Below are 14498 nucleotides of genomic sequence, written 5' to 3' on the forward strand. Positions count from 1 at the left end.
GAACCACCGATGACGGCATGGACCAAAGACGAACTCAACCGTATCGCCGGGGCGGACGAGTTGGAGATGGCGCCGCTCCGCAGCGACGGCACGCTGCGGGAGCCGGTGCCGATCTGGGTAGTCCGCGACGGTGAGGACCTGTACGTCCGCTCCTTCCGCGGCACGGACGGCGGCTGGTGGCGCACCGCCCGCGCAAGCCATCAGGGGCACATCCGCTCCGGCGAGGTCGACAAGGACGTCACCTTCGCCGAGGTACCCGACGCCGGCGTCAACGACCGCATCGACACCGCGTACCGCACCAAGTACGGCCGCTTCGGCGGCGCGTACGTCGACCCCATGGTGGCGGCGCGCTCGACGACGCTGCGGCTGGTGCCCGGATGACCAAGACGATCCCGGTGGAGGGCGCTGAGCCCCCGCCGACGGCCAGTCCCCCACAGGAGTAAGCGCCATGCTCGGTCTCGAACTCGTCGTCGTCCTGGGTGCGGCCGTGCTCGTGGGCAACGTCCTGGGACAGCGCTTCCGCGTCGCGCCGCCCGTCGTGCTGCTCATCGTGGGTACGCTCCTCGGTCTCGTCCCGGCCGTCCGTCAGACCCAACTCCCGCCCGAAGTGGTGTTGTTGCTCTTCCTCCCCGTGCTGCTGTACTGGGAGAGCCTGACCACGTCCATCCGGGAGATCCGTACGAACCTGCGTGGCATCGTCCTGCTCAGCACGGTCCTGGTGATCGTCACCGCAGGCGCTGTCGCGGTCGCCGGGCACGCGCTGGGACTGCCGTGGGGACCGGCGTGGGCATTGGGCGCGGCAGTGGCTCCCACCGACGCCACAGCGGTCGGCGCTCTGGCCGGCTCACTGCCGCGCCGTCAGATCACCGTGCTACGCGCGGAAAGCCTCGTCAACGACGGCACCGCGCTGGTCGTCTTCGGCCTGGCCGTCGGCCTCACCGTCGGCGAGGAGCATCTCACCGTTCCACACGTCGGCGCGCTGTTCCTGCTGGCGTACGGCGGCGGCGCCGCGGTCGGCATAGCGGTCGCCTGGGTCAACATGAACTTGCGGCGCCGGCTGGACGATCCCCTGCTCGGCAATCTCGTCATGATCCTGGCGCCGTTCACCGCGTATCTGCTGGCCGAGATGATCCACGCCTCCGGCGTCCTCGCGGTGGTCGTGAGCGGCCTCATCATGGCCCAGGTGGCCCCGAGCATCATCCGCGCCGAGCACCGCCGCCAGGCACTGGCCTTCTGGCCGCTGGCCACGTTCATCATCAACGGCGCGCTGTTCGTCCTGGTCGGAGTGGAACTGCAGTACGCGCTGCGTCACCTGAGCCGATCCGACCTGCGAGACGCGCTGATCGCCATCGGAGCGGTCAGCGTGGTGCTGGTCGCGGTGCGGTTCGCGTTCCTGTTCTCCTCCACCTACCTCGTCCGCGCGATCGACCGGCGTCCGCAGCAACGGCTGCGGAGAATGAGTCACCGGGCGCGTGTCGTCAGCGGGTTGGCGGGCTTCCGGGGCGCGGTGTCGCTGGCCGTGGCTCTCTCCGTACCGCAGACCGTGGACTCGGGCGCGCCGTTCCCCGACCGCGCCTTCATCGTCTTCGTCACCTCCGGCGTCATCGTCGTGACCCTGGTGGTGCAGGGGCTGCTGCTGCCGGGCGTGGTGCGCTGGGCCCGGCTGCCCCGCGACACGTCCGTCGACGAGGAGCAGATCCTCGCCGAGAGCACGGCGACCGAGGAAGCCATCAAGGCGCTGCCGCGACTCGCCGCCGAACGCGGCACCACCCCGAAGGTCATGGAGTGGCTGCGCCAGGAGTACGAGGCCAATCTGGCGACCGTACGCGCCAGGAACGCCGGTACCGACGACGATCCCGCCCTGCTCCACAACCGCCACTACACCGACCTCCGCCTCGCCCTCATCGCCACGAAGCGCGCGACCGTCGTCCGCCTGCGCGACGAGTCGCAGATCGACGACACCGTGCTCCGCCGGCTCCAGGCCGCCCTGGACAACGAAGAGGTCCGGCTGGCCGGAGGCGAGCAGGTGGAGTAGGCCGAACGCACACCCGGCCTCGACCACCCGAACCCACGGAGGGGATCCGCTGCCATGCCTCCCGGCCTCATCGACGTACACGCCCACCTCCTTCCCGACTTCTACGTCCAGCAGGCAGCGGCGGCGGGACACGCCCACCCCGACGGCATGGGCGGCTGGCCGTCATGGTCCGTGCAAGCCCACCTGGACCTGATGGACCGCAACGGCATCGCGACCGCGATGCTCTCCATGTCGTCCCCCGGCGTGCACTTCGGCGACGACAAGGCGGCACGCCTCCTCGCCCGGCGCGTCAACGAGTACACCGCCGAGCTGACGCGGGACCACCCGGGCCGCTTCGGCGCCTTCGTATCGCTTCCGCTGCCGGACGTGGACGGGGCGTTGGAGGAGATCGCCTTCTCCTTCGACGAACTGGGCGCCGACGGCGTGGCATTGCTGACGCACACCCATGGGATCTACCTGGGCGATGAGCGCCTCGAGCCGGTCTTCGCGGAACTGGACCGTCGAGGAGCCGTGGTCTTCCTGCACCCCACCTCCCCCGTGTGCTGGGAACAGTCCGCCCTCGGCAGGCCGCGGCCCATGGTCGAGTACATCTTCGACACGGCCCGCACCGTCACGGACCTGGTGATGGCGGGCGTCCTGACACGTCACCCGAACCTCCGGGTGATCGTCCCGCACTGCGGCGGCGCGATTCCCGTCCTGGCCGACCGCGTCAACGAGTTCATGAGGCTCTTCCTGCCTGCGCAGCAGCCGCCCACCCCCGACGCGGTACAGCAACTGCGCGGCCTCTACTACGACATGGCCGGCACCGCCTTCCCGCGCCAGGTCCCGGCCCTGCTCGAACTCGTCGATCCGCACCGCGTGCTGTTCGGCAGCGACTACTGCTGGACGCCGACGCCGCTGGCGGACGCCCATATCGCCGCGATCGACGCGGCCGAGTCACCGGTGGACGGGACCACCTGGCGTTCCCTGACGACAGCCAACGCCGAGCAGTTGTTTCCGGGGAGAAGACAGTGACGGTCAGAACGCGGATGGTCATGTGTTCCCCGGCGACCGAGTAGCTTCTTGACCCTCACACCGTGTCAGGCGGTCAGCTCGGAGACATCATGTTCACCATCGGAGAATTCGCCCGGCACGGCCGCGTCTCGATCCGGATGCTGCGTCACTACGACGCGACCGGACTGCTGCACCCGGCCCACGTCGATCCCGCCAGCGGCTACCGCTACTACACCGCAGCCCAGCTCGCCCGCCTCAACCGGATCATCGCGCTCAAGGACCTCGGCTTCACCCTCCAGCAGGTCCAGGACATCGTGGACGAGAAGGTCAGCGCCGAGGAGCTGCGCGGCATGCTGCGGCTGCGGCGGGCCGAACTGGAGACCGCGATGGCTGCCGCGGGAGCCCGGCTGGTCCAGGTCGAGGCGAGGCTCCGAGCGATCGAGAGCGAGGGGCACATGCCCACGAACGACGTCGTCGTCAAGAGCGTCCCTGCCGTTCGGGTGGCGGAGCTGACCGCGACCGCTGCGAGTTTCGAGCCCGAGGACATCGGCCCGGTCATCGGGCCGCTCTACGACGAGCTGTGCCGGCGCCTGGAGGAGGCAGGCATCACCCCCACGGGCCGCGGTGTGGCCTCCTATGAGGACGCCCCGGAGGGCGGTGGCAGGATCAGCGTCCACGCCGCCCTCCAGGTCTCCGCCCCTCTCCAGGAGGGCGCCTTCCGGATCTTCGACCTGCCGTCCCTCGGCCGGGCGGCGACCATCGTGCACCGCGGCTCGATGGACACCGTCCTCCCCACCGCCCAGACCCTGGCCCGCTGGATCGACGCCAACGGCTACCAGTCGACCGGATACCCCCGCGAGTTCGGCTTGGAGTGCCCCGAGAACCGCGACGACTGGGTGACGGAACTACAGGCGCCGGTGACCGGGCCTGATCAACCGCGGTTAAGGCATATGCCCGTCGCGTAGCACTTCCCGGGCCTCTTCCAGAGCCTCAGTGGAGGCGCGCCGCACATCGCCTTCATATCGCGAGATCGAGAGATCGAGGAACTCAATCACTTCAGGCGACGAGTCGGCCAACTGGGGAATCAGGAAGCAGACCTCCCGGAAGAGTTCGATGTCCTCGCCGTCGGCCTCCCGGAGAATCTCCGGGAGGAGATCGAGGATTCTTTTCCTGCAGTACTCGGCAACGTCCACCATGACTCCGCCAACGCTTACCTGGAGTCCCGGGGACCTTGCGTTGAGGATCGATTCAAGCAAGGCGACGGAGTCGGAACTGAAACCCCCTCCGGACTCCACGTGCTCCGCGATGACGTCGACGCACGGGGCAGCGGCGCTGTACAGCTGCCCCTGATTGGCGACCTCGCAGTAGAGCAGCCCGCCTGCGCGTCTGCGCTCCTCCGCATCCTTCCCGAGCAGTCGCCCGAGGTGCTGTCGAAGGTGACTCGAAGGAACACTCAGGGTGGTAAGGGATTCCCAATCCCACTCTTCGGACGTTTTCACTCCAGATCACTCTCCCATTCAGTTCCAGGAGCGAACTGATCGCGAGTGGTTCGACCCTCGCAGCGCTGACACACAGGGGCAGGGGTTCGCTTCAACGGGCGAAGCGGCACACTGTAGACGATGTCTTCCGGGTTGGCGCCTCTGGCGACAAGATCGGCTCGGCACATGTCTTCCGCACAGAAAGCCCCGTCTCCGGTCCTCTTCATGCCGACTGCCACGTTCCCGGTTTTCCGGTCGACAGCGGCAGACCCCATCGCGAATTCGCGAATCTTGGAGCGAGACATGGTCGAATGCATTTCGTCGAGCTTGTCGGCCAGTGCCCGGTTCGCCTTCTCCGAGGCTTCGCCGTAGCTGAGCTTACAGTTGTGAACGAGCGTCGACGTCCCGCCCGCCGCCACGTAGTACGTGTGCGCCGTGTCGACCGTCAGGTTGTAGACCGCTGCCTGCTGCGTCCAGGCGCTGACCGCGTCGACCTGGACCCACGTACCCGAGCCGGTCTGCAGCCATTGACCCGGCTTCAGTTCCCCGGCCTTCAGCCACTTCTTCAGCTCCGGCGCCCAGAAGGGGTGGCCCTCGGTCGCGGTGATCGTGTCGGTGGCGTCGCCCTTGTCGCCGTCCGTGTCGATGGTGAGCTTGACGAGGTGCTTCTCGCCCTTGCCCTCGATCGTGTCGGTGACCTTCTGCTTGGAGGTCTTACCGGTCGTCGGGTCGGTGGCGAGGACCTCGTCGCCCTCCTCGACCTTCTCGATCGGTCGGCGACTGCCGTCGGCCATCACGACTTCGGTACCGGGTACGAAGCTGTTGGCGCTGGCGAGAGAGGCCACGTCCCTGGCGGTGGAGACGCATTCCCCCACCGACTCGGCCTCGTCGAGGATCTTCTTCCCCTTCTTCGCCGCCTTCGCGATCTCGTCCGCGTACTTCGCCGCCTTCGCCGCCATCCGTCCGGCCTTCGCCGCCCGGACCGCCGCCGCGCCGGCGCCGCCGAGGACGATGCCGCCCACGGTCGCCGCCGCCCAGGCGCAGGACTCCATGTCGCCGGTGGTGACGCAGTTCTTGATGTCGTTGAAGCCGGTGACGTCGCCGACGATGTTGCCGACCGTCTTGACGCCGTCCCAGACCTCGCCCCAGTCGACCGCGTCCGAGACGGTCTCCACGACGCTGCCGACCTGCTTGACGACCTCGTCGCGGATGGCGTCCGCGGCCTTGGCGGCATCGGCGACCACCTGGACGGCCGCGCCGACGAGGATCGCCGGAAGGTTCGGGTCGGCCGTGACGATCGCCCTGCCGACGGCGATCAGCGGCTTGGTGGCCGCGAGGATCGCCGGGATCGGGTTGTGCTGCGCCGCGTACGAGGCCGCCTGTCTGGCCTTCTTCGTGACGTAGACCTTGGCCTGGTAAGCCGCCCTGGCGGCCTGTCTCGCCTTCTCACGGGCCCATTCGGTGATGCCCGTCTTCTGGCCCACCCACTTGACGGCGTTGACGGTGGCGTCGACGACCGTCTTCAGACCCGACTTCCGGTAGACCCAGCTGGCGGCCTTGCCGACGTAGCTCAGAGCCAGCTTGAACGCCGCCCCCGGGTTGTTCCACGCCCACTGCACGCCGTGCCAGACCGACTGGGCCGTCTTGGAGACGTAGTTGACACCCTGGTGGATCTTCTTGCTCGTCCAGCTCGCGGCCTTCTTGCACCAGCCGCAGCTCGGCCAGTGGCCGTCCGGGTCGGTGTAGTCCAGCGGGGCGCCGGCGCCGTAGGTGTAGCGGTTGGCCAGGATCGAGGCGCCGGAGCTGTAGTTGTACGAGTCCTGGGAGTCGAAGGCTCCGGTTCCCGGGTCGTACCAGCGGGACTGCATGTTGACCTGGTCGGTGTCCGGGTCGGTCCAGTCGCCCTGGTAACCCACGTTGCCGTCCATGTCGGCGGTGCCGAGCACCTGGCCGAACGGGTCGAAGGCCGTGGACTCGCCCAGGGCGGGCGCCGCGCCGTTCGTCGGGGACATGCTGCCGACGATGTCGCCGTGCTTGTCCTCCAGCGTCAGCTGGGCCGTGCCGCCGTTGTCCGCGATCGACTGGAGCTCGTCCGCCGCGCCGCGACCGTACGTGGCGTTCTGGTCCTTGACCGGGTCGGGTGCGAAGCCCGCGTAGGAGAAGTCCGCGCCGTTGCGGTCCGCTATCCGGTCCAGCGAGTCGTACGTGTACTGCGTTCCGGACTCGCCCGCCTTCACCAGCCGGTCGAAGGCGTCGAAGGTGAAGTCCTCCTTCAGACCGGAGCTGGTGCGCGACGCGAGCGTCCCGCGTGACGTGTAGTCGTAGGTGTAGTCGCCGTCGGACAGCAGCCGGTTGCGCTCGTCGAAGGCGGCGGTCTTGCTGCCGTTCTTCACCCGGTTGCCGCTGTCGTCCCAGCCGTACGCCGTGGTCGTGCCGTCGGCCGTCCAGGAGGTGAGGCGGCCGGCCTGGTCGTAACCGTAGGTGTTGGTCCCGGCCTTGGCGGTGCCGACCGTGGTCTTGGACGCCAGCCGGTCGTCGGTGTCGTAGCCGTAGTCGGTCGAGGCCATCGTCTGGCCGGCGCTGTTCTTCAGCGTGTCGGTGTCGAGCCGGCCCAGGTCGTCGTAGGTGAAGCTGCGGGACTGGCCCGCGCCGTAGTCGACCTTCTTGATCGCGCCCGCGCCGTCGTAGGTGTAGCTCTGCCGCACACCGGTCAGCGGGTCGGTCGCCGAGGTCAGCTGCTGCTTGGCGTAGCTGAAGCCGGCGGTGCCGGCCGCGTCGGTGCGGCTGGTGAGCAGGCCGTCGCTGTCGTAGGCGTACGTCGCGTCGCCGGACGGGCCGGTCGCCTTCAGCAGGGAGCCCCGGTCGTCGTACTCGTAGGTGTCGTCGCCCTTCGGGGAGGAGGCCTCGACCAGCCGGCCCGCCGGGTCGTACTGGAACCGCTTCTCGGGGGTCGCCACGTCGGCGCCCGTAGCGGTCTCCCGGACCCGCTGCCCTGCCTTGTCGTACTCGCGTTCGCGGACCACGTTGCCCGGCGCGGTGAGCTTCACGGGCTGGCCGTCGGCGTCGTACGCGGTCGTCCAGGTACGGGCTGCCGGGGACGGGTCGCGGTCGGTCGCCGGCTCGATCACCGACTCGGCGAGGCCGAGCGTGTTGACGGTGTAGATCGTCGAGTTCCCGCGGCCGTCCGTGTAGCGGGTGCGGTTGCCGAGCGCGTCGTAGCCGAAGGACGTGGTGATGGACTTGGTGTCGGAGACCGGCTCGGTCTGGCTGGTCAGCCGGTTGAGGGCGTCGTACGCGTACGTCGTCGTGCGGTTCAGCGGGTTGGTCGACGTGACCAGGTTGCCCGCCTTGTCGTAGGTGTAACTCACCTTGCGCAGCTGGTTGTTGACCGTGTCCAGGTCCTGGTCCTGGACGAGCTGGCCGAGCTGGTCGTAGATCTTCGCCGAGGTGCGGCCCATGCCGTCGGTGTGGCGCACCTCGCGGCCCGAGGCGTCGTAGCCGAGCAGGGTGGCGGCGCCGCTCGGCTCCTGCAGCCTGGTCAGCTGGCTGAGGCTGTCGTAGGTGTAATTGCTGACGGCGCCGCTCGGCGAGGTCTGCTTCACCACGTTGCCCGCGTCGTCGTACTCGCTGCGGGCGGTGAAGGCGCCCGGCTGCGGCTTGCGCTCGATCTGGGTGGTGGTGACCGGGCGGTCCAGGTCGTCGTAGGTCGTCTCGGCGCGGGCGCCGTTCGGGTCCGTGACGGTCAGCACCTCGCCGGTGCGGGTGTACGTGTACTTCCACTGACCCCGCTCGTCGCCCGTGCCGACGGGCACGTCCTTCACGGTGAGCCGGTTCTGGCGGTCGTACTGGAACTTGGTCACGCGGCCGAGCGGGTCGGTGCTCTCGGTGACGTTGCCGAGCGCGTCGTACGTGTTGGTGACCGTCGGGGCGACGGTCTCGGTGGAGCCCGGCGCCGTGTAGGAGGGCGCGGTCCCGGTGACGGCGCGGCCCAGCCGGTCGTAGGCGGTGCGGTTGACGTTGCCGAGGGCGTCGACCGACTCGGTGACCGCGCCGAAGGTGTCGTAACCGGTGAAGGTGGTCGGCCGGGAGGTGGCGGGCGTGCCGCCGCCGGACTCGGTCCGGACGGCGGGCGCGGTGACGGAGACCGCCCGGCCCAGCTCGTCGTATCCGTACTCGGTCTTGTTGCCCGCCGGGTCCGTCTTGACGGTGGTGAGACCGCGGTCGTCATAGGCGTAGTCGGTGGTTCGCGAGTCGGCGCCGTTCTCGACCGTCTCGTGGAGGACGTTGCCCGCGTCGTCGTACTCGTAGCGGACGGAGTCGCCGCTGACGCTCACCGGCCAGGGGACGTTGGAGGGGGAGCCGCTGGAGGCCGTCGTCAGCACGTTGCCGGCGAGGTCGTAGGTGTACGTCGTGCGCCGCGCGAGTCCGTCGGGGTCCATGACCTCGGACTTCACCCGGCCGACCGGGTCGTAGGTGTACGCGGTGACGAGCTTGCCGTTGCCGCTCGTCTCGGTCAGGACGTTGCCGGCGCCGTCGTAGGTGTTGGACTCCACGACGATGTCGCGCTTGGTGCCGTCGGGGTTGTGGAAGTCCTTGAGCGTGATCGACTTGACCAGGTCGTCGCCGTAGTACTGGTACAGCAGCGAGCGGCCCATCGAGTCCGTGTGCCGGGCCAGCCGGCCGCCCATGTCGTAGGCGTACGACTGCAGGACGGTGTAGCTGTCGTCGCCGCCGTCGTCGTCCCAGTCGCGCAGCCTGGTCTCGGCCATCATGTTGCGCGCGGTGTAGACGTAGTCGTAGTGGTTGCCGCCCGCGTCCACCATCGAGGTCTTGTTGCCGAAGACGTCGTAGGTGTACGTCGTCTCGTTGCCCTCGGCGTCGCTGACCCGTTCCGGGCGGCCGTGGTCGTCGAGGTCGAAGGTCATCACGCGTGCGGCGTCGCCGCCCAGCAGGTCGCTGATCTCGGTGCGCACCACGTTGCCGTCGGCGTCGTAGTCCGTGGTGGTCCGCCGCTGGTGCTTGCCGGAGGTGACGGCGTTGGTCGCCGCCGGGTCGGTGAGGGTGTGGACCCGGGAGAGCTTGTCGTAGGTGAAGGCGGACGTCGTGCCGGCCGGCTGGGCGTCCGTGACGACGGTCTCGGCGAGCTTGCGGCCCAGCGCGTCGTACGTGTACTTGGTGACGCTGCCGGACGGATCGGTCACCCAGGCCAGGTCGCCGTTCTTGTAGTACTGGTAGCGGGTGATCTTGCCGCGCGGGTCGGCCGTGGTGAGCGGCAGGCCGGTGGGTGTGTTGCCGCCGCCGACGGCCGGCTCGGCGCCGGTCGTGTACGTGTTCCTGGCCGTGCCGCCGTCGGGCGCCGTCTGGGTGAGCAGCGCACCGCTGGTGTTGTACGTGTACTTGGTGAGGAAGCGGTTGTCGGTGGGGCCGGTCGAACGGCCGTCGCGGGTCTCGGCCGGCTGGTCGCCCCGCAGGTCGAAGTCGCCGGCCGGCGTCGGGTAGGTGGTGTACGAGGTCTGGCAGTCGCCGGCCGAACGGCAGGTCGTCCGGCTGGTCACGTTGCCGCGGTCGTCGTAGCCGAGGGTGACCTTCTCACCGTTCTCGCTGGTGATGCCGGTCTGGAAGCCGTTGTCGTCGTACGCGAAGGAGCGGATGGCGACACCGTCGACCGGGTACCGGATGAAGTCCGGCCCCTCACCGCCGCGACCGGGCGGATTGGTGCAGAAGGCCGGGTCGCCCGGGTCGGGCTGGGTGCAGACCTCGCCGGGGTCGGTCGGCGACGGGGAGGGGGCCTCGGTGACGGACTCCCGGGCGCCCAGCGCCATCGGCTCGCCGTAGCGCAGCAGCCGCGACGACAACCCGTCGTACTCGTAGAAGTACGGGGCGTCCATCGGGTCGCGCACCTCGACGGTGCGGCGCAGGTCCTTGTCGTTGCCGAAGACCGCGGGCGTGCCGATCTCCCAGGTGCCGCCGTTGCGGTCGGTGTACTCCTGGACGCGGTCGCGGGTGGCGTCGTACTGGACCTCGGAGGCGATGCGGCCGCTGGGCAGCGTCGTCTTCGTCAGGACGTCGGCGCTGCGGCCGCCCTCGCGGTAGTGGGCGGTGACGGCCGCGGAGCCCAGCGGGCGGTGGTAGACGGCGACGTCGTCGATGGCGCCCGCGAAGGACTGGGCGGCGGTGGGGCCCCAGCCCGGCCAGGAGGCGGGGCTGGTGGCGTGGGCGGCGCCGATCTGGTTGTAGGTGAGGTTGGTCTGCAGCGGCTGCTTGCCCGTGAGGGTCCCGGAGAGCTTGCCGTCCAGATAGAGGCTCTGGGCAGAGCCGGACATCGACAGCACCGCGTGGTGCCACTGGCCGTCGTTGACGTTCTTGGTGATGTCGGTGATCGGCCCGGCCGTGCCGGTCCAGAACTGGCCGCGGAGCTTTCCGTCGGTGCCGACGTACAGCATCGGGACGCCGGTGCCGGGCGTGGTGCCCCAGGCCTTGTCCTGGTAGCCGACGAGCGGGCCGCCGACGCCGCCGGCGATCGTCTTGAACCACACCTCGACCGACGCGTCGCGGCTCTTCTTCAGCGTGCCGGCGGGCAGGTCGACGCGTGAGGCGGCGCCGTCGAAGGTCGCGGCGGTGCCGGGGTCGCCGGTGATCGCGCCGGCCGCCTTCAGGGTGACGTTCTGGTAGGTTCCGCGGTCCTTGCCGAGGTTGGCCTCGTTGGCGCTGTTGGCCGCGGTGCCCTCCTCCTCGCCCAGGCGCCAGTAGGACTCGGGGCGGGAGTCGAGCACGGTGGTGGCGTAGTGGCTGCCGGCGCCGTAGGCGTACTGGGTGCAGCCGTTCAGCGGGTCGCAGACCTTGTCCAGCAGATCGCCGGTGTAGCTGTACGTCCAGGCCAGCGGGGCGCCGTCGACGGCGCCGGTCTGGACCCTGGTGATGTGCGCGCCGGTCCAGGTGAAGGTCAGCGAGCGGGAGGTGCGGTTGTTCGTCGCGGTCGCGAGCTTGCCCGCACTGTAGGTGTAGGTGACCGAGTTGGAGTACGCGTCGGTGATCTTGGCCAGGAGGCCGGTCGTGCTGAAGTCGTACGTCGTACCCGACTTGTCCTGCAGCGTGTAGGTGTTGGCCGTGGAGTCGAAGGCCAGCTTGGCGAAGCGGCCGGGCGGTGGGGCGTACGTCCCGTCCGTGTTCTTGCCGAAGCGGACGTCCTGGCCGTCGGGGTAGCGGATGACGACGTTGCCGCTGCCGTCGTCGTCCGGCGTGAGCCGCATGTCGAAGCGGGTCGTCCAGCTGGCGCCGAAGGCGAGGTCACGCCGCGGGTCGAGGCTGTTGTACGTGCGGATGAGCGTCAGGTCGGGACCGACGCCGGCAAGGGACGCGTCGGTCGCGCTGGAGGTGAAGTTGCCGACGCCCGGGTCGAACTCCTTGCCCTGCGCGCCGGAGAGCCGCGAGGTGATCTCGGGCTGCGGAACGGCGGCGACCAGCGCGACCTGTTGGGTGGGCACCTCGTTGGACGCGTCCTTGACGAAGCCGCGCCACAGATAGGTCTTGCCCCACTTCAGCCGGCCGGACGGGACCGGGTAGGCGGAGCTCGTCTGATAGGCGGAGGCAGTGCAGGCGATCGGCTTGCCGGCCTTGTCGGACTCGCAGATCTCGAACTTGTACTGGAGCGTGGAGCCGGGCGGCGCGTCGATGTCGGTGCCGGCCGCCCACAGCTGCGGGGTCAGCGTCTGGGCCTGGTAGCCGTTGGGCGGGAACTGCTCCTTGACCACCGGTGCGATGTCGAAGACCTGGATGGTCAGGCGGCCCGGCGGCACCTGTTCGTCCGTGAAGACCGTGCCGCCCTGGCGCACCATCGTGAAGTCGAGCATGTAGACGCCGGGCGGGAGCGCCTTGATGGTGGCGTCGACCGTCGCCTTGGCGCCGTGGGCCACGTTGCCGGTGAGGCTGCCCGCACGCTGCTGCGTGACCAGCTTGCCCTTCTTGTCGTAGGCGCGGTAGGCGAGGTAGTAGGTGGACGGCGTCCAGGTCTGGGCGCCCTTGTTGGTGACGGCGACCTTGACCTTTCCGGCCTGGTTCTGCAGCACCGGCGGGTCGGGGACGGGCTTGGGGAAGCCGTAGGACGCGTTGTACGGGGAGTGCGTGACGTACAGCTTGGGCGGGTTGGCCGTGGCGTGGCCGGTGAACTTCTTGAACGCGAGCGAGTCGGTGGCCGAGGCCCGCAGGGACAGGCCGTAGTTGGCCTGGGCGCCGTTGACCCAGCGCTGCACCAGGTCGCGGCCGCCCTTGCCGAGGTCGAAGAGCTCACCGGCGGTGGGGCAGGCGGACGTCGACTGGCCGAAGCCTATGTGGCCGTAGGCGAAGGACTTCGAGGCGAGGGCGCCGCCGACGGAGGGGCCGGGGTAGGCGGTGCCGGTGCCGGCGGTCCACGACCCGGTCACCGGGTGGACGGAGACGGAACGCGGCTTGCAGGAGGCCGAGTCGAAGTTCACGACCTGGAGCTGCACACCGAAGATCTGGTGGTATCTGAGCTCCTCGTCGAGGCCGGGGAAGCCGAGGTAGGCGGCGGAGGCGCCGTCCGGGCCCTTGCCGACCTGCAGTTCGCTGGAGCCGACGACGGAACCGCCGCTGCGGACCGTCATGGAGGTGGAGGCGGAGGCAGTGTCGACGGAGGGGTCGATGCGGACGGGGTAGGCACGGGCCGGGTCGGCGAGCCAGTCCCGGTCGGCGGTGACCTTCAGCGCCTGGCCGCCGCCCTGCCGCTGGACGAGTTCGTAGGTGACGGCGTGCGAGACGGCGCGGGCTGCGTCCTCCATGAACCCGGCCGGAATGACGGCGCGGGTGCGGCCCTTGGCGTCGGTCAGCAGAATCGATCCGCCGTCGGCCTGGGCGGTGAGGCCCTTGAGATGGAGCGGGAAGACGAAGCTGTTCGGGGCGGTGGCGGACTTCAGGACGAGGGTCTCCTTGACCCCGCCGGCCTGCGAGTCGAGCCAGAGGTCGGCGCCGGGGAGCACCTGCTCGTAAGCGACGCGGGCGCCGTCCGCGGCGCCCGCCACGGAGGCGGCGCCGCTCAGCCCGTAGCCGAAGGACTCACCGGACGGCAGGGTCACGGAGGCGAGCTGTGCGGCGTCGGCGCGGCCGGCCAGGCGCAGGTCCACGGAGTCGGCGGCGTTCGCCCAGCCGCCCTGCTGCTCGACCAGTGCGCTGTCGATGGGCCGCCAGACCCCGCGGGCGTCCTGGTAGTTGATCGGGTCGGTGGAGATCTCGCTGGTGCGGGTGCCGTCCTCGTTCGCGTACGTGCGGCTGCGGGCGTCCCGCTCCGAGACGATCTCCTTGCTCGTGCTGCGGTCGAAGCCCTTGACCTGCGCGGGGGCCGGCGCGGTGACTTCAACCGCGTTTTTGCGGACCGTGGGCCGGGCGGCGGGCGGGCTCTTCAGCGGGTACTTGGCGCGCAGGGACCGCGGCGCGTCGTCGTTGCGCGCACCCCCCGCTAAGTGGCTGAGCCCCTCGGCACTGCCCCAGCGCTGGCCGGGGCCCTCGGCGGCGGCCGGCTCTCCCGGGAAGAGGGGGATCCCCGCCCCCGCGATGGCGAGCGAACCGACGGCGATGACCGTTGTCACGGCGAGTGCGACGGCCTTGCCCCAACCTGAACGCAGAAGTCTTGACACCAAGAACCTGCGCGCGAGTGTCCGGTACGTCGGCACGGCCCCCCCCCAGGACGAAAGAACGATCAGAGGGGAGCCTGACGGGTCGTCGGATCCTTTGTCGACTCTTTGCCCAGTTCATTCATCTGAGCGTTATCTCATCGTGATCATCTCCCCTCGGCGCCGAACGTAGGCTTCCTGACCGCCACTTACGGTTCGAGCGCACAGGGGGGCTTCCGCCGGAAGCCACGAAACAGGCTGCCCCGGGGCGCCTTGTTCGACGGAAGGACACGACGAATCCACATGGCATTAACTCCACACCGCAGAGTCGACCTCCCTTTCCAGAGGGTGGGCACGAACCCCGAGCGC

6 protein-coding genes are annotated in these 14498 nt (G+C 69.5%); 4 read left to right on the forward strand and 2 right to left on the reverse strand.

Annotated elements, in window-relative coordinates:
* The first annotated feature begins 9 nt into the window (after positions 1–9).
* The 4 genes from ACIBAF_RS06800 to ACIBAF_RS06815 all read left to right on the forward strand — a co-directional run bounded on the left by ACIBAF_RS06800 (position 10) and on the right by ACIBAF_RS06815 (position 3993).
* Positions 10–381, forward strand: coding sequence for a DUF2255 family protein (locus tag ACIBAF_RS06800; protein ID WP_399462049.1), 372 nt, complete (start codon positions 10–12; stop codon positions 379–381).
* A gap of 67 nt (positions 382–448) precedes the next feature.
* Complete coding sequence (locus ACIBAF_RS06805) at positions 449–2035, forward strand: Na+/H+ antiporter (protein WP_399462050.1); 1587 nt, start codon at positions 449–451, stop codon at positions 2033–2035.
* A 54-nt stretch (positions 2036–2089) separates the two neighbouring features.
* A complete protein-coding gene (locus tag ACIBAF_RS06810) occupies positions 2090–3049 on the forward strand; it encodes an amidohydrolase family protein (protein WP_399462051.1) in 960 nt (319 codons plus the stop codon).
* Positions 3050–3138: 89 nt separating this feature from the next.
* Entirely contained in the window at positions 3139–3993 is an 855-nt protein-coding gene (locus tag ACIBAF_RS06815; protein WP_399462052.1) for a MerR family transcriptional regulator, read from the forward strand.
* Here the strand turns inward: ACIBAF_RS06815 and ACIBAF_RS06820 are convergent.
* Together ACIBAF_RS06820 and ACIBAF_RS06825 are read right to left on the reverse strand one after the other, a co-directional pair.
* Positions 3970–4527: a hypothetical protein gene (locus ACIBAF_RS06820; RefSeq protein WP_399462053.1), complete on the reverse strand. Its 558-nt coding sequence runs from the start codon at positions 4525–4527 to the stop codon at positions 3970–3972. The genes ACIBAF_RS06815 and ACIBAF_RS06820 overlap by 24 nt on opposite strands.
* A complete protein-coding gene (locus ACIBAF_RS06825; RefSeq protein WP_399462054.1) occupies positions 4524–14105 on the reverse strand; it encodes a polymorphic toxin-type HINT domain-containing protein in 9582 nt (3193 codons plus the stop codon). Before ACIBAF_RS06825 ends, ACIBAF_RS06820 begins: the two co-directional genes overlap by 4 nt.
* Positions 14106–14498 lie beyond the last annotated feature (393 nt).

Source organism: Streptomyces sp. NPDC051677, assembly GCF_044453465.1.
In the GTDB taxonomy this organism is placed as follows: Bacteria; Actinomycetota; Actinomycetes; order Streptomycetales; family Streptomycetaceae; genus Streptomyces.